This window comes from Pedobacter sp. UBA5917, assembly GCF_002432345.1.
Classification (GTDB): domain Bacteria; phylum Bacteroidota; class Bacteroidia; order Sphingobacteriales; family Sphingobacteriaceae; genus Pedobacter.
Genome location: NZ_DJDT01000308.1, coordinates 1 through 23687 on the forward strand (window position 1 = coordinate 1; position 23687 = coordinate 23687).

The 23687-nt window shown below is 40.9% G+C and carries 15 protein-coding genes and 1 pseudogene; 15 read left to right on the forward strand and 1 reads right to left on the reverse strand.

The features are described from left to right. The 6 genes and pseudogenes from B2V92_RS21455 to B2V92_RS21480 form a co-directional block, all read left to right on the forward strand. Window positions 1-450: pseudogene (locus tag B2V92_RS21455) on the forward strand (acetylxylan esterase); the annotation flags it as partial. A 9-nt stretch (window positions 451-459) separates the two neighbouring features. Beyond that, entirely contained in the window at window positions 460-1383 is a 924-nt protein-coding gene (locus B2V92_RS21460) for a sugar phosphate isomerase/epimerase family protein (protein WP_293312050.1), read from the forward strand. Window positions 1384-1636: 253 nt separating this feature from the next. After that, complete coding sequence (locus B2V92_RS21465) at window positions 1637-4024, forward strand: L-rhamnose mutarotase (protein WP_293312051.1); 2388 nt, start codon at window positions 1637-1639, stop codon at window positions 4022-4024. Between the two features lie 96 nt (window positions 4025-4120). Next, window positions 4121-5248, forward strand: a complete 1128-nt coding sequence (locus B2V92_RS21470; RefSeq protein WP_293312052.1) for a Gfo/Idh/MocA family protein — start codon at window positions 4121-4123, stop codon at window positions 5246-5248. Between the two features lie 224 nt (window positions 5249-5472). Next, a complete protein-coding gene (locus B2V92_RS21475) occupies window positions 5473-7062 on the forward strand; it encodes a sodium:solute symporter family transporter (protein ID WP_293312053.1) in 1590 nt (529 codons plus the stop codon). 125 nt (window positions 7063-7187) lie between these two features. After that, window positions 7188-9353, forward strand: coding sequence for an amylo-alpha-1,6-glucosidase (locus tag B2V92_RS21480; protein WP_293312054.1), 2166 nt, complete (start codon window positions 7188-7190; stop codon window positions 9351-9353). Window positions 9354-9468: 115 nt separating this feature from the next. Here B2V92_RS21480 and B2V92_RS21485 read toward each other — a convergent pair whose 3' ends face one another. After that, window positions 9469-10242, reverse strand: coding sequence for an IclR family transcriptional regulator (locus tag B2V92_RS21485; protein WP_293312055.1), 774 nt, complete (start codon window positions 10240-10242; stop codon window positions 9469-9471). 270 nt (window positions 10243-10512) lie between these two features. Here B2V92_RS21485 and B2V92_RS21490 point away from each other — a divergent pair, with 270 nt between their 5' ends. The 9 genes from B2V92_RS21490 to B2V92_RS21530 all read left to right on the forward strand — a co-directional run bounded on the left by B2V92_RS21490 (window position 10513) and on the right by B2V92_RS21530 (window position 23671). Beyond that, window positions 10513-13272 carry a family 78 glycoside hydrolase catalytic domain gene (locus tag B2V92_RS21490; protein ID WP_293312056.1) on the forward strand — a complete coding sequence of 920 codons (2760 nt, stop codon included), beginning with the start codon at window positions 10513-10515 and terminating at the stop codon, window positions 13270-13272. After that, the gene (locus B2V92_RS21495; RefSeq protein ID WP_293312057.1) at window positions 13269-14381 is read left to right on the forward strand and encodes a glycosylase; all 1113 of its coding nucleotides are present in this window, start codon (window positions 13269-13271) and stop codon (window positions 14379-14381) included. The genes B2V92_RS21490 and B2V92_RS21495 overlap by 4 nt, the downstream gene beginning before the upstream one ends. Window position 14382: 1 nt before the next feature. Beyond that, window positions 14383-16893, forward strand: coding sequence for a beta-galactosidase GalB (galB, locus tag B2V92_RS21500; RefSeq protein WP_293312058.1), 2511 nt, complete (start codon window positions 14383-14385; stop codon window positions 16891-16893). A 170-nt stretch (window positions 16894-17063) separates the two neighbouring features. Then, window positions 17064-18224 (forward strand): ABC transporter substrate-binding protein, encoded by a 1161-nt coding sequence (locus B2V92_RS21505; protein WP_293312059.1) that lies wholly within the window; start codon window positions 17064-17066, stop codon window positions 18222-18224. Beyond that, complete coding sequence (locus B2V92_RS21510) at window positions 18221-19372, forward strand: CaiB/BaiF CoA transferase family protein (RefSeq protein ID WP_293312060.1); 1152 nt, start codon at window positions 18221-18223, stop codon at window positions 19370-19372. Before B2V92_RS21505 ends, B2V92_RS21510 begins: the two co-directional genes overlap by 4 nt. 156 nt (window positions 19373-19528) lie before the next feature. After that, a complete protein-coding gene (locus B2V92_RS21515; RefSeq protein ID WP_293312061.1) occupies window positions 19529-20692 on the forward strand; it encodes a CaiB/BaiF CoA transferase family protein in 1164 nt (387 codons plus the stop codon). Beyond that, window positions 20685-21923 carry an extracellular solute-binding protein gene (locus B2V92_RS21520; RefSeq protein ID WP_293312062.1) on the forward strand — a complete coding sequence of 413 codons (1239 nt, stop codon included), beginning with the start codon at window positions 20685-20687 and terminating at the stop codon, window positions 21921-21923. The genes B2V92_RS21515 and B2V92_RS21520 overlap by 8 nt, the downstream gene beginning before the upstream one ends. Beyond that, entirely contained in the window at window positions 21920-23005 is a 1086-nt protein-coding gene (locus B2V92_RS21525) for a Gfo/Idh/MocA family protein (RefSeq protein WP_293312063.1), read from the forward strand. Before B2V92_RS21520 ends, B2V92_RS21525 begins: the two co-directional genes overlap by 4 nt. 222 nt (window positions 23006-23227) lie before the next feature. Beyond that, the gene (locus B2V92_RS21530) at window positions 23228-23671 is read left to right on the forward strand and encodes a MaoC/PaaZ C-terminal domain-containing protein (RefSeq protein WP_293312064.1); all 444 of its coding nucleotides are present in this window, start codon (window positions 23228-23230) and stop codon (window positions 23669-23671) included. The last annotated feature ends 16 nt before the right edge of the window (window positions 23672-23687 follow it).

The window sequence follows — 23687 nt, forward strand, 5'->3', positions numbered from 1 at the left end:
CCATGCGAAAGCGGAATGCCCATTCACCAATGTGGCGGTGGAACAGATAATGTAGAACTGGCCGCAATGGCCGCACCACGTCCTCAACTATTGGTTTCGGATGGCAGCGACTGGACAGCACATACCCCGCAACACGATTTTCCCTACCTGCAAAAAATGTATAGCTATTATGGCGTGCAAGATAAGGTAGAGAACGTGCACCTTCCTGATGAAAAACATGATTTCGGCATCAACAAACGCATTGCACTATATGATTTTCTGATCAAAAATTTCAAGCTCAATGGCGCAGCAGTGAAGAATAAAGCAGGAAAATACGATGAAAGCAAAGTAACCATCGAAAAAGAAAACGCCATGTATGTTTTTGGCGATAAAGGTGAAAAATTACCAAAAAATGCAATAATGGGATTCGAAAACCTGGAAAAATTGTTTCCCTTAAATACAAGCAAATAACAGATGGAGATGCAGAACAGGAGAACTTTTATTGGTAAAATTGCTTTGTTAACCAGTGCTTTGATGATCCCGGATCAGTTGCTTTGGGCTACAGAAAAGAAAAACAGGTACAAAGTTGCGGTGATCGATCTGATGATCCTAAAACGTCAGAAAATAAGTGCGTTGCCATTGGCAAAGGAAATCGGTGCCGATGGTTTGGAAATCGATATGGGCGGTTTAGGTGACAGGGAAACTTTCGATAATAAACTCGCTGATCAAATACTGAGAAAAGAATACCTCGATAAAGCCAAAGAACTGGATCTGGAGTTCTGCTCGCTGGCCATGACCGGATTTTATGCCCAATCGTTCGCCAAACGCCCTACTTATCAAAAAATGATTCAGGATTGTTTGGATACGGCTAAGGCCATGAACATTAAAGTAGTTTTCCTGCCGCTTGGCATTCAGGGCGATCTGGTTAAAAACCCTGAACTACGTGATCCGATTGTAGAAAGGTTAAAAGTGGCCGGTAAAATGGCCGCAAAAGTTGGCATTGTAATCGGTATCGAAACTTCTTTGGATGCTAAGGCTGAACTTCAATTGCTTAAAGATATAGGCTCGAAAAACGTTAAAAGTTATTTCAATTTCTCTAATGCTATCAAAAATGGAAGAGATTTACATCAGGAACTTCGGATTTTAGGGAGGAAAAATATCATTCAGATCCATGCCAGCAACGAAGATGGCGTTTGGCTACAAAACGACCCAAAAATCGACTTAAACAAAGTAAAAGAAACCCTTGATGATATGGGTTGGAGCGGCTGGCTAGTTGTAGAAAGAAGCCGTGATGCAAAACAGCCCACAAACGTAAAATATAATTTCAGCGCCAATACCAGTTACCTGAAATCGGTTTTTCAAAATACAGCTTCGTCATTGCGAGGCACGAAGCAATCTCATTAATTAGGTTATGAAAATAAGTTTAATTACAAATTTGCAAGCAATAACCTATCCATCACCGCCTTGGTTCGTGTCACCACGAACCAATCATACCTTATCGCCTTGGTCTGTGTCCTCACAGACCAATCGATTGAATTTAAAAAGGTATTCGATAATCCTATTATTATTAAGCTTGTTATGCTTTAACGCAAATGCTACAGATATTTATGTCGCCACAAACGGATCAGATGCTAATTTAGGCACCAAACAAAAGCCTTTGGCTACACTAAACGCTGCCATCAGAAAAGCCCGCGAATTACGCCGCTTAGATGATATTTCGATTAAAAATGGCATTCAGATCATTATTAGCAGTGGGTTTTATCAATTACACGAACCTGTGGTATTTCGCCCTGAAGATTCAGGTACAAAAGAAAGTCCGACGCTGATCGTTGCAGAAGCAAATGAAAAAGTGATTTTAAGCGGTGGTGTAAAAATAAAAGGATGGAAAAAACTTACCGGGAGCATTTTAGGTTTGCCAAAAGAAGCCATAGGAAAAGTTTGGGTTACCGATGTTCCAAATTTTGATGGGAGCGACCTTCAATTTCGCCAGCTTTGGGTAAACGGACAAAAAGCCACACGGGCAAAAAACTATAGTGGCAATGCCATGGGCCGGATTTTATCCTGGAATAGCAAAACTCAAACCTGTAAAATCCCGCTCCAGAAGAACATCAACTTAGCCAATATCAAAGGCATGGAAATGCTGATCCACCAATGGTGGGCCATCGCAAATCTCCGTGTAAAATCAGTTAAGATCGAGGGAAATACAGCCGAACTTTCATTTATGCAACCCGAAAGCCGGATCCAATCCGAACACCCATGGCCGGCGCCATGGATTTCTGAAAAAACCGGGAACTCTGCATTTTACCTTAGCAATGCCATTCAATTTTTAGATGAACCCGGGGAATGGTTCGAAGATCTGCTGAACCACAAGCTTTATTACTGGCCGAAAGCAACAGAAAACATGGCTAGCGCTGAAATTATAGTACCGGTTTTAGAAAACCTGGTTAAAATTGAAGGAACGATTGATAATCTTGTTTCTTTTGTGGGTTTCAAAGGCATTTCTTTTGAACACAGTACCTGGTTGCGGCCGTCCAAACAGGGCCATGTACCACATCAGGCAGGGATGTATATGCTAGATGCCTATAAATTGGATAAAGCCGGAACGCCAGATAAACCAACTTTAGAAAACCAGGCCTGGGTTGGCCGTCCAGCTGCTGCTGTAGAAGTAACTTATGCCAAAAATACTTCATTCGAGAATTGTTATTTCGAACATTTGGCCTCAACCGGATTAGATTATAAAAAAGGAACTAGTGATAACGAAATCAAAGGTAATTTATTCAAGGATATTGGCGGTTCGGCGATTTTGATCGGAACTTTTTCTGATGAGGCTACCGAGGTACATTTACCTTACAATCCATCCGATAAACGTGAAATATCTACAAATGATAAAATCGAAAATAACCTCATCACCGACGTAACCAACGAAGATTGGGGTGCTGTTGGCATCGGTGCCGGTTATGTTCAGGGAATTAAAATCCTGCACAACGAAATCAACAATGTTTCTTATTCTGGCATCAGTTTGGGTTGGGGCTGGACGAAAACGCCGAATGCGATGAAAAACAATACCATCAGTGCCAATAAAATTCATCATTATGGCAAACATCTCTATGATGTAGCCGGAATTTATACTTTGTCGGCCCAGCCCGGATCGTTTATCACAGAAAACGTTATCGATAGCATTTATAAAGCACCTTATGCCCATCTTCCCGAACATTGGTTCTATTTGTATACCGACGAGGGTTCATCGTACTTCACCATAAAAAACAACTGGACACCAACCGAAAAATACCTTCAAAATGCCAACGGACCAGATAATCTGTGGGAGAACAACGGGCCAAAGGTGGCTGAAAGCATTAAACAGAACGCAGGTTTAGAAAAATCATTTCAGTATCTGTTAAAAGAGAAATCAGTTGATGCCAATAGAAAAATCAATCAGGCTGTAGATCAATCGGTGGTTTTCGAACTGATTTTTAAATCTAGTCAATTACCAACAGAGCATATTTTAGAAACTTTTGCAAAAGAAAATAACCTGCTGCCAAGTTCAATTTACAAATGGAATAACCGTTTGGTAATTTATACTTCAAGTTTGAAGGTTGAGAGTTTACAACAAACTTTAAAACGCTTAAATGCTTCAGAAATCAAACTTTACGACAATATATTTTACGATTTCAGGCGTGAAGCGCAATGTGCTGAAAAACCTGTAGCAGAATGGGAGAACATCATTTTATCAGCCAATCTGGTAAAAGATGCAAAACTGCAGCATGAATACCTGGATTATCACAGAACCCAGTTCGAGAAATGGCCTGAAATATCAAAAGGTTTCTGTAATGCAGAATTTCAGCGCCTCGCCATTTTCAGGAAAGATAGACAGTTAATGCTGATCATCAGTATTCCAAAAGGGAAAAAACTGGATGATTTAAACCCAAAAACCACTTTAAACAACCCAAAAGTGGACGAATGGAACCAGATCATGAAAAAATACCAGGAAGGGATTGAGGGTACAAAACCGGATGAGGTTTGGGTGTTTTTTAAATCAATTGAGTAAATAAAACGTCATTGCTTCTATGAGTCGTCACCCTGAACTTGTTTCAGGGTCTTATTAATAATGACCTAGTATGAAAGATGCTGAAACAAGTTCAGCATGACGTATAGACAAAGAAATAAAGCTTATAAAAATAATATCATGTTAAGATTAGGGATTTTAGGTTTAGGAGAGGGCAGAAGTACCATTTCTGCATCATTGGCAAGCAAAAAGTTTAAATTGATCCAGATTTGCGATGCCAATAAAAAGCTGTGCGAAGAGCGTGCTTTAGAATTCGATTTTCAGAACTGGACAACCAATTACGAGGATATGTTAAGCAGCGATAAAATCGATATGATTGCGATTTACACGCCTGATCATTTACATTTTGAGCACATTAAACTGGCGCTCGAACATGGCAAGCACGTGGTTTGCACCAAACCTTTTATTGATGATCTGGCTAACGCTAACGAACTTTTGGAACTCGCAAAGAAATCAAGAAAGAAGATTTTCGTGGGACAGAGCTCCCGTTTTTTCGAACCTGCCATGCGTCAGAAAAAGGATTTTGATGCAGGTTTAATCGGCGAACTGATTACCATAGAAAGCCATTACCATGCCGATCACCGTTGGTTTTTAGAAAAAGGCTGGTCGCTAAAACAATCGTTTAAATGGCTCTACGGCGGTTTAAGTCACCCGGTTGATTTTATCCGCTGGTACCTGCCCGAGATTGAAGAGGTAATGGGCTATGGCATGTTGAGCAGCAATGGTTCAAAAGCCGGTTTAAAGAATCAGGATACCATGCATTTCATTTTTAAGGCGAAAGATGGCCGCATTGCACGGGTAAGCGGCGCCTATACCGGACCAACACAACCTGCAAGCCGCGATAGCGGGATGAGCTGTATCCTCCGCGGAACAGAAGGGGCAAGTCAGGCCGATTACCATGAACTGCGTTATAGCGTTACCACAAACACCGGCGAAGAAAAAATCATTACTTGGGGCGATGCTACACTGAAACACTATTTCCGTTTTGAAGGGCAGAGCCACCACGCCGGGGAATACCAGAATTACCTCGAATATTTTGCAGATAGCATCAACAATAATTTTACGGCTTACCCTGATTTAAAAGAAGGTATTGGCACAGTAGCGTTGCTGCAGGCTATGGATAAATCTTTAGAAACAGGATTACCGGTAAAAATCGACGATATTTTGAAGGCGAATAATATCACACGCGAATCGATAGGACTTTAAAAGAATTAGTTAGCAATAAAAAAGTCGTCATTGCGAGGAGGAACGACGAAGCAATCTTACAACGTTCGCTAGGTATGAAATTTGTAAAATACATCCCCACCCATAGTAAGATTGCTTCGTACCTCGCAATGACGAACGTTTGCGATCAGTCATCTCAAATTCGAGTCGTGGTTCGTGTCTTCACGAATCACAGCATAACAAAACCAAACTAACCAAATAAACCAATGGGAAACATTGTAGAACGTTTAACCAATTTAGATTACATCATTGTCGTCGCTTACCTTGTTATCTTGATCATTATCGGGTACAGGGCCAGTTTTTCGAAGAAAAAAAGCGAAGATGAAACCCTGTTCCTTGCCAATAAATCATTGAACTGGAGCAGTATCGGCTTTAACATGTGGGGTACAAATGTAGGTCCATCGATGTTACTCGCCTTTGCCAGTATAGGCTACAGTACCGGTATTGTTGCCGTTAATTTTGATTGGTACGCCTTTATATTCCTATTTTTGCTGGCCATTGTTTTTGCGCCAAAATACCTTGCTGCAAAAGTGAGTACCATGCCCGAATTTATGGGCAACCGATATGGCGATTCTACACAGAACATTTTAGCCTGGTATGCATTGGTTAAAATTCTGATTTCCTGGCTATCATTGGGTTTATTTGCAGGTGGCTTTTTGGTTCGGCAGATTTTGGGCATTCCAATGTGGCAATCTGTTACCGTTTTGGTCGCTTTTGCAGGTTTGTTTACCTTTTTCGGTGGATTAAAAGCAATTGCAAAAGTGAATGTTTTCCAGATGATTTTACTCATCGCTGTTTCACTCTCCTTAACGCTTTTGGGACTCAATAAAGCTGGTGGATTCTCAGCCCTGTACTCAAAAACCCCACATCATTTCTGGAATTTAATTCAGCCGGCAAGCGATCCAAAATACCCCTGGTATGCCATTTTATTGGGCTATCCGGTTGCTGCAGTTGCATTTTTCTGTACAGATCAGTCAATGGTTCAATCGGTTTTAGGTGCCAAAGATTTAAAACAGGGACAATTGGGCGTGAGTTTTATAGGTTGGTTAAAAATACTTTCTCTACCCTTATTTATCGGTACCGGAATACTCTGTTATGTATTGTTTCCGGGGTTGAAAGATCCTAACGAAGCCTACATGACAATGGTTACCAACCTCTTTCCACCGGGAATGAACGGTTTGGTAATCGTGGTATTAATTGCAGTTTTGGTGGGTACTATTGGTTCCTCATTAAATTCGCTAAGCACGGTGTTTACGATGGATATTTATGTCAAAAAAATCAATCCAAAGGCCACAAATAAACAGATTATCAGTGTCGGGAGGTGGGCTGTTGTGGCAGGCTGTATTTTTGCCGTTATTGTGGTATTGGCGATCGACAATATTAAAGGATTGAATTTATTCGATGTTTTTCAATCCGTTCTGGGCTTTATTGCTCCGCCATTGTCAGTTGTATTCCTCTTAACCGTTTTTTGGAAAAGAACCACCAGAAAAGCGGTAAATTTTACCCTTTCCATTGGTTCAATCTTAAGTTTGGGCATTGGAGTAACTTATTTATGGATTTTACCACCTGATAAATACCCCTTTTGGCCACATTATTTAATGCTTTCCTTTTTCATTTTTGCCGGATTGCTGTTTATTGCTATGCTAATTTCCTTACTGGATCGTTCGCCAAGTATTTATACGGTAAACGATGAACATCAGGCCAATATTGAAAAACCTGCCAGGTCAGTTTGGATCTCGTGGATTGCATTGGCAGTGGTAATGGTTGCACTTTACCTGTTGTTTAATGGACACTAAACAAAGATACGTCATTCCATAAACTGTCATCCTGAGCCTGTCGAAGGATCGTTCCGACAAGCTCAACGTGACAAACTTATAGCCAGATCATTTACAGTACGGTTTTAAAAACTTTAGCAAACAATATGAAAACCTTAAAAAAACTAATCATTTTAACCATTCTTTGTTGTTCGGCAGCCCAGCTTTTTGCACAAAAAGCTTCGTGGATCTGGTATCCGGGCGATTTCGACATTTACATGAGCAACGTAATGCAGAACCGCAGAACAGAAAGAGGTGCCTTTTTTCCGGTATTCTGGAAAATGGATAGTCACTATGTCCTGGTCGATTTCCATAAAGAATTTACGCTCACCCAGCCCGAAGGAGTTAAACTATCTGTAGAAGGAACCTACAATGTAAAAATTGATGGTCAGGCCATTTCCGGATCACCGAAAAGTATCCAGCTGCCTGCCGGAAAACATAAATTAAGCTTGAAAGTATACAATCAGGCGCATGTTCCGGCAATTTTTGTTCAGGGTAAAACCGTGGTTTCCGACGAAAGCTGGTTAACTACTTTCGAAGATAAAGAGTGGATTGATGCCAGTGGAAAAACTTCTGATAAATCAGGAACTACATTTGTTTCAGCTGGTTCATGGAATTTAAATGATCCAAATCAGGTTCCGTCGCAGTTTAAGTTACCGGTTGCGCCACAATTCGCAGTAAAAACCGAAAAAGTAAATCATGGAGCCATTTCCGATTTCGGCAAAGAAACCTTTGGTTTTATTAAAGTACATGGTTTAAGAGGAAAGGGTAGACTGGCCATTTATTATGGCGAATCGAAAGAAGAAGCGCTATCGGTTGATAAATGCGAAACTTTAGACAATCTGGACATCGATCTGGCTCAGAAAAGAGATTCAATCATGCCGCTTTCAAAAGCTTTCAGGTATGTTAATGTCCAATCTGAAAATGATGTTTCTGCCGATTCGGTTTCCATGTTATACGAATATTCGCCCGTAACCGAACGTGGAAGTTTTAAATCTTCAGATGCAGAACTGAACAAAATATACGATGTAGCCAAATATACTTTCCATTTAAATACCCGTGAGTTTTTTATCGACGGTATAAAACGCGACAGATGGGTTTGGAGTGGCGATGCCTACCAGAGTTACCTGATGAATTATTACTCATTTTTTGATGCCCCTACCGTAAAAAGGACTTTGCTTGCGCAACGTGGTAAAGATCCAGTAACGGCACACATCAACACCATAATGGATTATTCTTTCTATTGGTTTTTGGGTATTTACGACTATTATAAATTTACCGGCGACCAGAAATTCGTGCAGGACATTTACCCCCGGATGCAATCGTTAATGACCTATATTAATGGCAGAAAGAATAAAAACGGACTGTTGGAATGGATGCCCGGTGATTGGATTTTTATTGATTGGGCCGATAAATTAAGTAAGGATGGCGAAGTAAGTTTTGAGCAGTTATTATATGCCAGGAGTTTAGAAACCATGGCTTTATGTGCCAAATTAGCCAACGATACCAATGGAGCCGCTCAATATGATCAGCAGGCAAAAGAATTAAAAGCCAAAATTTTTCAACTTTATTGGAACCAAAGTAAAAATGCATTGGTACATAGCCGGATTGATGATAAACAAACCGACAACGTAACCCGTTATGCCAATATGTTCGGTATTTTCTTTGATTATTTTACTCCTGAGCAAAAGTTAGCGGTTAAAGAAAATGTGCTGTTGAATGATAAAGTAGCCAAAATTACCACGCCTTACATGCGTTTTTACGAACTGGAAGCACTGTGCGCCATGGGTGAACAATCTTATGTTTTAAAAGAAATGAAAAACTATTGGGGAGGCATGTTAAAACTGGGTGCAACTTCCTTCTGGGAAGAGTACAATCCCGAGAAAAAAGGAACGGAACATTTAGAAATGTACGGAAGGCCTTTTGGAAAAAGTCTTTGTCACGCCTGGGGTGCCAGTCCGATTTATTTACTGGGGAAATATTATCTGGGCGTTCAGCCTACCGCGCCGGGTTATGAAACCTATACAATCGAACCCAATTTAGGTGGTTTGGCATGGATGGAGGGAAAAGTACCTACAGCAAACGGCGATATTTCAGTGTATTGCAGCCAGAAAGAAATAAGGGTTTCTGCTGCAACTGGCACGGGAAGATTAAGATTCAAAAGCAAATCGAAACCAGTTGTTAAAGGTGGAGAATTAAAAGAAATTTCGAAAGGATTTTATGAGGTAACGATTGAAAAAGGGAGGGATTATAGCGTGAAATACTCACTATAGTCGTCATTGCGAGGAGGAACAACGAAGCAATCTTACAATGGTAGATTGCTTTACAAACCTATCAGGTTTTTGAAACCTGATAGGTTTTGAAAAGCCCCCTTAAGGGGGTTGAGGGTCAAACCCCAATCCGCTGCTCAATTTTTTTAACACATTTCTGTGCTTCGGCAAGTATCACATCATTTTCGATCGCCTGATCTACATTTATCGCGTTCAACATCGAAATGGTTAAACAGGCAATAATTCCATTATTACCCGAAATTCCAATCGGTACCGAAAGATCGGTTACGCCAGAAACTGAATCGCTATTTTTAAAATAAGATCCCGTTTGCTGGATATCTTCTAATGAACTTATAAAATCTTCCTGCTGTGTTTTTTGGTATTTCTTATAAATGGTATTGTTTTTTAAAGTGGTGTTCCGTTCCGCTTCGGGCATATAGGCCAATAAAACCTTTCCAGAAGCAGTTAAAGGCAGTGGAAATAAGTTTCCTTCCTCAATAGAAAGTGCAATTGGCCCCGGACTTTTCGCATGGATAATCACCATCACCTGGTTCATATACAAGATACTTAAATGGCACGATTGACGGATGGTATTGGCCAGTTCTTCCAAAGGAAATTGTGCAGCCTTACGCAGTTCATCAATAGGCGAGTGCCTGTGCGAAAGGTAAAAAAGCTTTAACGAAAGCCTGTATTTACCCGAAACTTCGTCGCGGAGAATATATCCACGGCTTTCTAAACTCATCAACATCCGGTAAATTTCGTTCGGCGTTTTTTCAATACCGATAGCAATTTCAGTCTGCGAAAGCGGGATAGATTGTGCAGATAAATATTCCAATATATCAAGTCCCTTATCTAGAGCAGGGGCCTGGTACTTCGATTCCTTTTCGTTCATACAGGTTTAAATTTGGCTGTAGCGTAATTTTTACAATTTCAAACATACAAAATGCTTTCCTATTTATCGAGGGGAAGAATTTGTAATTTAAATACGAATATATGTTTTCATATTTAAAAAAAACATTTATATTTGAATTGACGCTATTTTATTAATCAAATCGTTCTTAAAATCGATTTTTAATAAGATCAAGGTATCAATTAACCATTTATAAACCAAAATTTAACCATTGCTTTTGCGTAAAAATTCCGCAATGCTAACCAAAGGATAATGAGCAGATTTCTGATATTTTCTTGGCTTTATCTGTTGGGCATCCCGCTTTTTGCGCAGGATATCAAGGTTAATGATCTGAATTGTAGTTATAGAAATAATCCGATAGGCGTTGATACATATAATCCTATTCTGAGTTGGAAACTGGAGTCATCCAGGCACAATGTAATGCAAACTGCCTATCAGATTTTGGTTTCCGGCAGCACGGCAAACCTGAAAAAGAACATTGGAGAGGTTTGGGACAGCAAAAAGGTAAATTCAGATCAGTCTATCCAAATTGTATATAAAGGTGTTAAACTTTTATCAGCCAAAACTTATTACTGGAAAATCCGCGTTTGGGATAATGATGGGAATATATCCGAATGGAGTAATGTTGCCGCCTGGCAAATGGGTTTATTAAATTCAACCGATTGGAAAGGAGCGAAGTGGATTGCCTACGAAAAAATGGCCGATTCTAATATAAATGTATTACCAACTGATGGTAAAAAGGATAAATACAATGCCAATAATATCCTGCCGATGTTCCGAAAGGATTTTACGGTAATTAAAACAGTTAAAAAGGCAACTGCTTTTATTTCGGGCCTTGGGCATTATGAAATGAGTTTAAACGGCGAAAAAGTAGGTGACGATTTTCTGGCACCCGGCTGGACAAAATATGATAAAGAGGCTTTGTACGTAAGTTACGATGTAACCAAACAGCTCAAAAAAGGCGAAAACGCTATTGGTGTAATGCTTGGAAACGGATTTTATTATATCCCGCCGGTTAAAGAGCGGTACAGAAAGTTAAAAGTGGCCTATGGTTATCCTAAAATGATCTGCAGGATTTTGGTTGAATACAGCGATGGAACTACTGCAAATATCATCAGCGATCGGACCTGGAAAACGGCCCCATCACCAATCACTTTTTCGGGCATTTATGGTGGCGAAGACTATAATGCCAGTCTTGAACAGAAAGGTTGGAACCTGCCGGCTTTTAACGATAAAAACTGGAAATCTGCCATATCGGTTGATGGACCTGCACTAAACGCCCAAAAAGAGGAACCGATTAAGATTTTCGATCGTTTCAAAGTACAAAATATCACTTCAGTAGCCAACAATGAATGGGTTTACGACATGGGGCAGAATGCTTCGGCCATTATCGAACTCAAGGTACGTGGCAGAAAAGGCGATACCGTACGCATTACACCTGCCGAATTATTAAAAGCAGATGGTTCGGTAACTCAAAAGAACATGGGCAGCCCATCATATTTCACCTACATTTTAAAAGGTGAAAGTCTGGAAACCTGGCGCCCAAAATTCTTTTATACCGGATTCCGTTACCTGCAGGTTAAGGGCGCAGTTCCTGCCGGCAAAGAAAATACATCAGACAAAACGGTTGTGGAAAGTTTGGAAGCCCTACACATCAGAAACGCTGCCGAAAAAGTAGGCAAATTCTCCTCTTCCAACGATTTATTCAATAAAACTTTTAGCCTGATCAATTGGTCGGTAAAAAGCAATATGATGAGCGTTTTTACCGACTGTCCGCACCGCGAAAAATTGGGTTGGCTGGAGCAATTGCATTTAATGGGCAATTCTGTTGGCTATAATTATAACGCTGCACCACTTTTCAGAAAGGCTTTGGAGGACATGAAAAATTCCCAGCTTGCCAATGGACTGATTCCGGAAATTGCTCCCGAATATGTAAAATTTGAATGGGGCGGCGATATGTTCCGCGATTCGCCTGAATGGGGAAGCAGCAGCATTTTATTGCCATGGTACCTATATCAATGGTATGGCGATAAGCAGGCCATGGTTGATTACTACCCAATGATGCAGCGCTACATCAACTATTTAAGCAGCAAAGCAAACAACCATATTTTATCACAGGGGCTGGGCGATTGGTACGACTTAGGGCCAAAACCGCCTGGTGTTTCCCAGCTCACTCCAATGGGTGTTACCGGAACAGCGATTTACCATTATGATTTGCAGCTATTGGAGAAAATGGCAATGCTTTTAGGAAAAAAAGCTGATGCAGAGGCTTATTCAAAACTTGCTGTTGAAGTAAGAAATGCATTCAACAATAAGTTTTTTGATGCAAAAACCAGACAATACGCGACAGGTTCTCAGGCCGCAAATGCAATGGCGGTTTACTTGGGTTTGGTTAACGAAGAGGATAAAAATGCCGTAATCGATAACCTGGTTGAAGATATCCGCGATAGGAAAAACAGTTTAACCGCCGGCGATATCGGTTACCGATATGTACTGCGGGTGCTGGAAGATGCCGGAAAATCGGATGTAATTTTTGATATGAACAGTCGCTCTGATGTTCCTGGTTATGGCATGCAGATTGCAAAAGGCGCTACAGCTTTAACCGAATCGTGGGCTGCTTTACCAACGGTTTCCAACAACCATTTTATGCTTGGACACTTAATGGAATGGCTATACAGTGGTATTGGTGGCATCCGTCAGACAGAAAATTCGATTGCTTTCAACCAGATTAAAATAGCGCCCGAGATAGTTGGCGATTTAACTGCTGCCGATGTAAGTTACAATTCTCCCTATGGTAAAATATCCACCAAATGGGAGAAAAATGATCAAAATTTCATTCTCGAAGTAAATATTCCGGTAAATACAAGTGCTGTTGTGTACTTCCCGGCTTTTTCAAAATCGGAGATTTCAGAAGCATACAATTCATCTTTTTCGGATGCCGGGATCGAAAATGGTAAAACGAAAGTTTCAATAGGATCGGGCTATTACAAATTTAATTTAAAGTACAAATGAGAAAGATAAGCATCATGATCATCCTCTTTGTTTGGGCCTTTAAATCAAATGCACAAAGTAAGCACGAAGTACCTGCTGTTGAGATGGAAAAAATTTACCAGGAAGTTAAAACACCTTTCAAATACGGCTTGGTGATGGTTCCTGAAGATAAAGATCATAAAATGGATTGCCCAACGGTTTTTAGAAAAGGCAAAGATTGGTACATGACCTACCTGGTTTTTAGCGGCAGAGGTTACGAAACCTGGCTGGCAAAAAGCAAAGACCTGTTGCATTGGGAAAATCAGGGCAAATTGATGTCGTTTGCAGATGAAGGCCATTGGGACGATAACCAAAAGGCTGGCTACAATGCTTTATTGGACATAAAATGGGGTGGAAGCTACGGTGTAAAACCATTTGATGGCAAATACTGGATGTCGTATTTCGGAGGAAAAGAAAAAGGTTACGAAGTGGAGCCTTTATCCATTGGGATGGCTTACAGCTACAAACATCCATCGGTTGTGCAGGAGTGGAGCCGCTTAGAAAAACCTGTTCTAAGTTCATCAGATAAAGATGTACGCTGGTGGGAAAACCGCAACAAACTTTTTAAAAGTACCGTAATAGAAGATAAGAAAAGGCTAACCGGACACCGCTTCGTGATGTATTACAATGCCGTGGGCGATTCGCTGGCAAATAACAAAAAAACACGCTGGTACGAGCGTATCGGAATGGCAGTTTCTGATGATATGGTCAACTGGCAACGCTTCAATAGAAATCCTGTGCTTCATCATCCTGTTGGCATTACAGGAGATGCTGTGATACAGCAAATTGGCGATAATTATATAATGTTTTACTTCGGCGCTTTTTGGCAGGATAGGAAAGGCTCTTTCAACCGTTTTGCAGTATCAAAAGACCTTGTAAACTGGACCGATTGGACAGGTGATAACCTGATCGAATCTTCTGAAAAATATGATGAATTGTACGCACACAAATCTTTTGTACTAAAGTACAAAGGTGTGGTTTATCATTTCTATTGTGCGGTAAACAAACAGGATCAGCGCGGAATTGCTGTAGCAACTTCGAAAGATTTAGGTAAAAGTAAAGTGGATTTTGTAAACGAAACAAAGAACTAACATGAAGATGCAAGGTAATTTTAAAGTTGTATTTGCTTTGATATTGGTTTTCTGGGCATCACGTTATTGCGGGGCACGTCCTTTTCCAGCCGTCATTTCGACTGAAGCGAAGTGGAATGGAGAAATCTACAGTCCACAGATAGATTTCTCCACTGCGATCGAAATGACGAAAACTAAAACACCCCGCTCAAGAACAAACTTCAACAAAGATTGGAAATTCTTACTGGGTGACGAACCTTCAGCCAAGTCACCTTCCTACAACGATTCGAAATGGCGTAAACTAAGCTTACCACACGATTGGAGCATCGAAGGCAAATTTGATGAGAAGAATCCGGCAAAACCAGAAGGTGGCGGCCTGCCCACCGGAATTGGCTGGTACAGAAAAGAATTTACAGCCCCTGTTGATTTTAAGAACCGTTTAATTACCATAGAATTTGATGGTGTATATAAAAACAGCGAGGTTTGGGTAAATGGATCTTATTTAGGTAAACGACCTTATGGTTATAGCTCTTTTACTTACGAAATCGGTAAGTTTTTAAAAAAAGGTAAAAACATTGTTGCCGTTAAAGTAGATAATTCAGCACAGCCCGATTCGCGTTGGTATTCTGGCTCTGGCATTTATAGGAACGTATGGTTAAGCTCAACAGCCAAAGTTTCGGTTGCACATTGGGGAACTTTTGTAAGCACCAATAATACCGGCAAGATTAATGTAAATACACAAATCCAGAACAAGAGTTTAAAACAGCAAACAGTATCGGTAATCCATTTAATTTATGCTGCAGATGGAAAATTGGCAACAAAAAGTGGTCCGCAAATATTAAAAATTGATACTTCAGGTATATCGGCAAATGGAAATTTGACGGTTAAAAACCCAGTGCTTTGGTCTGTAGAAAAACCTTATCAATATAAACTGGTTACACAAATTGTCCAGAATAATAAGGTTATTGATAGCTACGAAACCTATTTCGGGATCCGTGAATTCAATTTTGATGCTTTAAAAGGTTTCTCTTTAAACGGAAATCCGATGAAAATCCTCGGCGTTTGCCTGCATCATGATTTAGGTGCATTGGGTGCAGCCATAAACGTACGTGCAATGGAACGCCAGCTCGAAACGATGAAAGCCATGGGCGTAAATGCCATCCGTACGGCACATAATCCACCTGCACCAGAGTTTTTGGATTTATGCGATAAAATGGGCTTTCTGGTAATGGATGAGGCCTTTGATATGTGGACGAAGAAAAAAACCAAAAATGATTATCACCTGAATTTTCCTGAATGGCATCAAAAAGACCTCGAAGATATGGTCAAACGCGACCGTAACCACCCCTCCATTATTCTTTGGAGCATTGGTAACGAAATCCGCGAGCAGTTTGACAGTACGGGTACTGCCATTACAAAAGAACTGGTTGGCATAGTTAAAAAACTGGATCAAACTCGTCCGGTAATCTCTGCTTTGACAGAAACCGATGCAAAGAAAAATTTTATCTATCAGGCAAATGCACTTGATATTTACGGCCTAAACTATAACCATAAACTTTATAAAGATTTTCCAAAGAATTACCCTGGCGTTAAGTTTTTAGCTACAGAAACCACTTCGGCGCTCCAAACCAGGGGATTTTACGATACTGCAGATACCATCCGCCGATGGCCGAAAGACGGTAAAACGAAATTTACCGAAGGCAATAAAGAATGGTCGGCTTCTGCTTATGATAATGTTTCTGCGTATTGGGGTTCAACACACGAAGAAACCTGGGCAGCAGCGAAAAAATACGACCATGTATCTGGCTTATTCGTTTGGACAGGCTTTGATTACCTGGGTGAACCATTACCTTACCCATGGCCGGCCCGGAGTTCTTATTTCGGAATAGTTGATCTTGCTGGTTTCCCGAAAGATTCCTATTACATGTATCAAAGCGAGTGGACCAATAAACCGGTACTCCATATTTTACCACATTGGAATTGGGAAAAGGGTAAACAGGTTGAAGTTTGGGCCTACTACAATAATGCTGATGAAGTTGAATTGTACCTCAACGGAAAATCGTTAGGCAAAAAATCAAAACAGGGTGATGAGCTGCATGTACTTTGGAATGTAAATTTCGAAACAGGAACGTTGAAAGCGGTTTCAAGGAAAAATGGCAAAACTGTTCTTATACGTGAAGTAAAAACGGCCGGAACACCTGCTAAAATCGAATTGATTGCCGACCGGAAAAACATTAAAGCTGATGCTAAGGATCTTTCTTTTGTTACCGTACGCATATTAGATACCGAAGGAAATGTAGTGCCCAATGCTGATAATTTAGTTGATTTTAAAATAGAAGGAAATGGTTTTATCGCTGGTGTTGATAACGGTTTCCAGGCGAGTTTAGAACCTTTTAAAGCAAATTACCGTAAGGCATTTAATGGTTTGTGCCTGGCAATCCTGCAATCAACAGAAAAAAGCGGCAACATTAAATTAACAGCAACATCGGGTGGTTTGAAATCTGCATCGATAACGATTAAAACGGTTAAATAAATGTACTACCGTACCGTGGTTCGTGTCGCCACGGACCACTTATGGCTTGGACTTAAGGCTGTGGTCGGTGTGACACCGACCACTAGAGCTAACTATCGGTTGGTGTCACACCAACCGAAATAAATAAAAAAACATACTTGGTTGCAACATCAACCATTAGATAAAATAAAGTGGAAAAGATAATAAACTTAAAAGGGATAACCTGGAACCATAGTCGTGGGCTTTTGCCTATGGTGGCAACAGCACAGCGGTTTTCCGAACTGCATCCAAATGTTCACATTACCTGGGAAAAAAGAAGTTTGCAGCAATTTGCCGATTTTTCTATCCAGGAACTGGCCGAAAACTTTGATTTATTGGTTATCGACCATCCATGGGCAGGTTTTGCAGCAAAAACTAAATCGATTGTGCCCCTTGATTTATATTTATCCGAAGACTACCTGAATGATCAGGAAGAAAATTCGGTCGGCCAATCTTACGAAAGCTATTTTTATCACGGGCACTTATGGGCTTTACCCATTGATGCAGCAACACCTGTGGCCGCATCCCGGCCAGATTTACTTGCCGAAAAAGGATTGCAATTGCCTCAGTCATTCGAGGATTTATTGGTACTTGCCGACAAAGGATTGGTGGCCTTTGCAGGCATTCCGATTGATGTATTAATGAATTTTTATACCCTTTGCTGTTCTTTGGGCGAAGATCCCTGCCAAAATGATGAGGAAGTGGTTTCGATAGAAACCGGTGTGAAAGTTTTAAAAATGTACCGCGAGCTGGCATCTAAAATAGACAAAGCAAATTTTAACAGAAATCCGATCCAGGTTTATGAAGCCATGACCTTAACCGATGAAATTGCCTATTGTCCTTTTGCTTACGGCTATTCCAATTATTCGAGAAATGGCTATGCACGTAAAACACTGCATTTCCACGATATGATTTCATTAAATGGAAAAACCAATTTAAGGAGCACTTTAGGTGGAACAGGCTTAGCCATCTCATCTAAATGTGAAGCCGTTGATACCGCTGCCGAATATGTAAAATTTGTAGGATCCCCGGCTTGTCAATCTACATTGTTTTTCGAGAGTGGTGGTCAGCCAGGGCATTTGGCCGCATGGAAAAACGAAGAAGTGAACCGTCAGAGCCAAAATTATTTTAAAAACACCTTACCCGCTTTACACAGGGCTTTTCTGCGGCCGCGTTACCACGGCTCTATGTATTTTCAAGACCATGCAGGCGATGTTGTACGTGACTATTTAATGAACGGAGGTGATGAAATCAAGGTTTTATCAGCCCTGAACAGCTTGTATCAGAAATCTAAAAGTTTTGTGTTATCATGAACAGACCGTTAGAAGGACTTTGGGTTTTAGAGTTTTGCCAGTTCCTGGCCGGACCATCAGCGGGCTTAAAACTGGCTGATTTAGGTGCCCGTGTGATCAAAATCGAACGGCCAAAAACAGGCGATGCCTGCAGGTCGTTATCCATCAAAAACCTTTTTGTGGATGAAGATAGTTTGCTTTTCCATACCATTAACAGAAATAAGGAAAGTTATACTGCCGATTTAAAAAAACCGGAAGATTTAGAAAGGTTGAAAAAACTGATCAGTAAAGCAGACGTAATGACACATAATTTCCGTCCGGGTGTGATGGAAAAAATCGGTTTGGATTATAAAAATATTCAAAAAATCAATCCAAAAATTGTTTATGGCGTGGTTACCGGTTATGGAAATGAGGGACCATGGAAAAACAAACCCGGACAGGATTTATTGGTTCAATCGGTTTCAGGATTAACATTTTTATCGGGCATTGATGTTGACGGGCCTGTACCTTTCGGACTTTCGGTTTCGGATATTATGTGCGGAAACCACCTGGCACAGGGCATTATGGCTGCGTTGATCAAGAGGGCAAAAACCAATAAAAGTGTACTTGTAGAGGTGAGTTTGCTCGAATCTATTTTAGATGTACAGTTCGAAGTGCTTACCACCTACCTTAATGATGGAGGAAAATTACCTGATAGAAGTGGTGCAAAAGGCAGTGCACATGCTTATTTAAGTGCGCCATATGGCATGTACGAAACAAACGATGGATATATTGCCATGGCTATGGGGAACCTACCCAATATCTGCGCGATTATCAATTGCGATATTTCCGATTTATATGTGGAGGCCGGCTCTGCTTTCGAAAACCGTGATCAACTGATTGTGCGTTTGGCCGAAACCTTTAAAAAAGAAAATACCAAAAACTGGGTCCACCTTCTGGAAAACCATGGTATATGGTGCGCAGAAGTATTGAATTATCAAACGGCCACTGCTTTAAGTACCTATAAAAACCTGCAGATCGAACAGGAATTAAACTTGACAGATGGCAGAAAAATAAAGACTACCGTAAGCCCAATCCGTTTGGATCATGAAAAATTATTTGCAGCTAAAGCCGCTCCAAAGTTGGGGGGTAATACAGCGGATATTGATAAGGAGTTTGAGTTAAGTTAAAAAAAGTGGTTCGTGAAGACACGAACCACGGAATGGAGAGTTAAAATACACACCGTCACCCTGAATTTATTTCAGGGTCTATTTAGCAGGAAAGATGCTGAAACAAGTTCAGCATGACGACCATGATTGAGAAGTACCGATTAAAAAACAAAAATTATGCTACCGCTTGAAGATTATTTAGTTGTCGATTTCAGCCAGTTCCTTTCGGGGCCCTCGGCGGGTTTACGCCTGGCCGATATGGGTGCGCGTGTAATCAAAATTGAGCGTTTGGGCATTGGCGATATTTGCCGTACCCTTTATACCTCAAACCTGATCATGAATGGCGAATCGTCTGTTTTTCATGCTATTAATAGAAATAAAGAAAGCTTTGAAGTTGATTTAAAAAGTACAGAAGATTGTGAAATGGTACGCGAACTGCTCAAAAAAGCAGATGTAATGATCCATAACTTCCGCCCGGGGGTAATGGAACGCTTAGGTTTCGATTATCAATCAGTTGTCGCATTAAACCCAAATATTGTTTATGGCGAAATTTCGGGCTATGGAACCGAAACCGAATGGAAGAATAAACCAGGTCAGGATCTGCTTTTACAATCTGTTACCGGCTTAACATCTTTAACCGGAAATGCCGATAGCGGTCCGGTGGCGATGGGTTTATCCATTATCGATATGCTGGCCGGTGCACATCTGGCACAGGGGATTTTAGCCTGTTTGTATCGAAAAGCCATTAAAAACGAAGGTGGTTTTGTGCAGATCAGCATGATGGAATCGGCCTATGATTTTCAGTTCGAAACCATTACCACTTTTATGAATGATGGCGGGAGTTTACCCGAACGTTCGAAAAAGAACAATGCAAATGCATATTTAGGTGCGCCTTATGGTATTTATCAAACAGAAAACGGATATTTAGCCCTGGCGATGGGTTCTATTCCACAGCTTGGTAATTTATTGGCCTGTGAACCATTGGAAAATTATATTGAACAGAGTGAAGCATTCGATAAACGCAATGAAATAAAAGCCGTTTTAGCTGATCATCTTTTATCGGCAACTACCGAACAATGGCTTTCGGTACTGGAACCGGCCGATATATGGTGCGCGGATGTGTTAAACTGGAACGCCCTGATGGCACACGATGGTTTCAAAGTGCTGAACATGGTACAGGAAGTGGAAATGGTTGATGGTTACAAATATGAGACAACCAGATGCCCGATCCGCATCGATGGGGAGTTACTCACTTCATCAAAAGGTTCGCCAAAATTAGGACAGGATAATGAGCGCATTATCAAAGAATTTATTACACAGAATACCGTTGCAAATGCATAACCAAATAGAAACTTTTAAGATCGCCGTACGCAAATTTGCACCTTTTGAAACTGCCATGCAGAAATTCTGGGATCAATATTGTGCCATCTCCGGCTGTACCTTAAAATTGGAGATGGTGGTAATGGATCTGCACGAACTTTACGATAGCACCATCACACAAAAAGGCCTGGCAAATGGCGATTTCGATATCGCGCACATCAGCACCGATTGGGTTCTGGAAGGATATGCCAACAATGATTTCGAACTCTTAAACCCTTATATCAACAAAAACAAACCTGACGACTTTCCCAAAGGGTGGAGCAAATCACTTTTAGGCCTGCAACGTTTCGGCTGGGAAGTAGTAGGATTGCCATTTCACGATGGGCCTGAATGTTTTATTTACAGGAAGGATTTATTTGAAAACGAACCCGAAAAAACTAAATATTTAGCCCAATTCGGAAAAGCCCTGGCAGTTCCCAAAACCTGGGAAGATTTCCATCAGGTGGCCCGTTTTTTTAACCGTCCTGAAGAAAATTTATACGGGAGTATCTTTGCCTGCTACCCCGATGGCCACAATACCGTTTTCGATTTCTGTTTGCAGTTATGGACAAGGGGAGGAAGCCTGGTTGATCAAAATGGTTATATACAGATCAACACAAAGGCCGCCATTGATGGTTTAAATTTCTACCGCAAAATTGTTAACGATAAATCTGCAGTCCACCCTAAATCGGCCGAATTCGAATCGGTAGGTGCGGGAATTGCTTTTTCACAGGGTGAAGCCGCCATGATGGTTAACTGGTTCGGTTTTGCGGCTATGTGCGAGGTTGACCCGAACTCGAAGGTAAAAGGTAAAATCGATGTAGAACTGTTACCCTCGGCACCTGATCAGCAATCAGCATCGTTAAACGTATATTGGCTTTACACCATTGCCAAAGGCAGTAAAAATAAGGCCATGGCCTACGATTTTCTCCGTTTCGCCCTCGCTGCCGAACTGGATAAACAGCTCACTTTAGAAGGTGGGATCGGTTGCCGCATCTCGACCTGGAAAGATGAAGAAATCAACTCAATTATCCCTTATTACCATAAACTGGAGCAACTGCATGAAGTGGCCAATATGCTCCCGCAGAAACAGAACTGGGCTGCAATTGCCTCGATAATTGATCAGATGGTTTTGCAGGCCATCAACACCGATGCCGCAACCGAAGAACTAATACAATTGGCACAGAACCAGATTAATGAAACCGACAAATGAGTATTGAAATCAAATATAAACCGGAGTTGCCGCAAACCAAACAGCCCATCATCATTATCGGTGCCGGCGGGATAGTGGCTGATGCCCATCTTCCTGCCTATAAAATGGCCGGTTTTGAGGTGCATGGAATTGTAAACCGGACCAAAGAACGGGCGCAGAAATTAGCTGATGCATTTGGCATTCCGCATGTATACAATTCGGTAAACGAGGCGGTAAAACTTGCACCAAAAAATGCAGTTTATGATATTACGATCATGCCCGAACAATACATCGAAACACTGCAGCAATTGCCTGATGGAAGTGCGGTTCTGATCCAGAAACCAATGGGCGATGATTTTACGCAGGCAAAAGAAATCCTCGAATTATGCAAGAGGAAAAATTTAAAAGCAGCAATCAATTTTCAACTGCGTTTTGCACCATTCGTTAGCGCAGCAAAATACCTGATCGATAAAGGTTTAATCGGCGAGTTGTATGACATGGAAGTTAGGGTGACCATTAAAACACCATGGGAGATTTTTCCACATGTAATTATCCACCCAAGGTTGGAAATCCAGTACCACAGCATCCATTACGTTGACCTGATCCGTTCTTTTTTAGGTAATCCCCAAAGTATTTTAGCCAAAACCTTAAAACATCCGGCCAAAAGCCTGTCTTCATCACGCTCTACCATTTTATTCGACTACGGCGATACCCTGCACGCGGTAATCAACACCAACCACGATCATGATTTTGGCCCCAACCACCAGGAAAGTTATATCAAATGGGAAGGTACGAAAGGTGCAATTGTAGCTAAAATAGGTTTACTGATGGATTATCCACATGGTGTGCCAGATGTATTTGAATATTGCATTGTAGCAGAAGGAAAAACACCTGAATGGCAACATGTTAAGCTTGATGGATCTTGGTTTCCCGAAGCCTTTATTGGCACTATGGCCAATTTAATGCGTTATAACGAAGGTTCGACCGATGTGCTGCACACCAGCGTAGAAGATGTAATCCAAACCATGGCCGTTGTAGAAAGTGCGTACCAATCGAGTGATATTGGAGGGGTAAAGGTTATAGCAATCGCTAACGGGCGTTGAATAACTTATTGTCTACAACGATAAAATCGTGTTGGAAACGAGCGCAAACGTAATAAAAAAGAAGACATTAAATTTATCGTCCTCGTTTGTAACGAGGATGAACGAGAACAGCGATTGTATCGCTAAAAAGAGTAGTTAAATAATCAAGACAAACCTCGCAGGTTTTAAAAACCTGCGAGGTTTAATGAAGAAAACCTGCGAAGTTTCACAAAGAATAAAACTATGTATTTCAAATCCACATTTTTTGAAGATTATCAATTACAGGACAAACGCATAACCTTGGGCCGTACTATAACAGAAACCGATTTTGTAGTGCATGCAGGTCATACCGGTGATTTTTTTCCGCATCACATGGATGCCGAATGGTGCGCAACACAACCATTTAAACAACGCATTGCCCACGGAACCATGATTTTTAGCATAGGCATCGGCTTAACCGCCTCAGAAATCAATCCCGAAGCCATGAGTAAAGGTTATGATAAACTCCGTTTTGTAAAACCGGTTTTTATCGGTGATACGATCCATTCCGAAATCACCATTTCTGAAAAAGGAGAAAGTAAAAGGCCCGAATACGGCACCGTAACCGAACATGTAGAAATCATCAACCAACATGGGGAGGTAGTATTGGTATGCGACCATCTTTTGGTTGTTAAAAAAGTTCATTAGTTAAGTATAGTTCATT

Excerpts from the sequence above, each read along its gene's own strand:
- B2V92_RS21480 (WP_293312054.1), top strand. The coding sequence starts at position 7,188 with ATGAAAACCTTAAAAAAACTAATCATTTTAACCATTCTTTGTTGTTCG.
- B2V92_RS21520 (WP_293312062.1), top strand. The coding sequence starts at position 20,685 with ATGCATAACCAAATAGAAACTTTTAAGATCGCCGTACGCAAATTTGCA.
- B2V92_RS21475 (WP_293312053.1), top strand. The coding sequence starts at position 5,473 with ATGGGAAACATTGTAGAACGTTTAACCAATTTAGATTACATCATTGTC.
- B2V92_RS21495 (WP_293312057.1), top strand. The coding sequence starts at position 13,269 with ATGAGAAAGATAAGCATCATGATCATCCTCTTTGTTTGGGCCTTTAAA.
- galB (WP_293312058.1), top strand. The coding sequence starts at position 14,383 with ATGAAGATGCAAGGTAATTTTAAAGTTGTATTTGCTTTGATATTGGTT.
- B2V92_RS21470 (WP_293312052.1), top strand. The coding sequence starts at position 4,121 with ATGACGTATAGACAAAGAAATAAAGCTTATAAAAATAATATCATGTTA.
- B2V92_RS21525 (WP_293312063.1), top strand. The coding sequence starts at position 21,920 with ATGAGTATTGAAATCAAATATAAACCGGAGTTGCCGCAAACCAAACAG.
- B2V92_RS21485 (WP_293312055.1), bottom strand. The coding sequence starts at position 10,242 with ATGAACGAAAAGGAATCGAAGTACCAGGCCCCTGCTCTAGATAAGGGA.
- B2V92_RS21530 (WP_293312064.1), top strand. The coding sequence starts at position 23,228 with ATGTATTTCAAATCCACATTTTTTGAAGATTATCAATTACAGGACAAA.
- B2V92_RS21510 (WP_293312060.1), top strand. The coding sequence starts at position 18,221 with ATGAACAGACCGTTAGAAGGACTTTGGGTTTTAGAGTTTTGCCAGTTC.
- B2V92_RS21515 (WP_293312061.1), top strand. The coding sequence starts at position 19,529 with ATGCTACCGCTTGAAGATTATTTAGTTGTCGATTTCAGCCAGTTCCTT.
- B2V92_RS21490 (WP_293312056.1), top strand. The coding sequence starts at position 10,513 with ATGAGCAGATTTCTGATATTTTCTTGGCTTTATCTGTTGGGCATCCCG.
- B2V92_RS21460 (WP_293312050.1), top strand. The coding sequence starts at position 460 with ATGCAGAACAGGAGAACTTTTATTGGTAAAATTGCTTTGTTAACCAGT.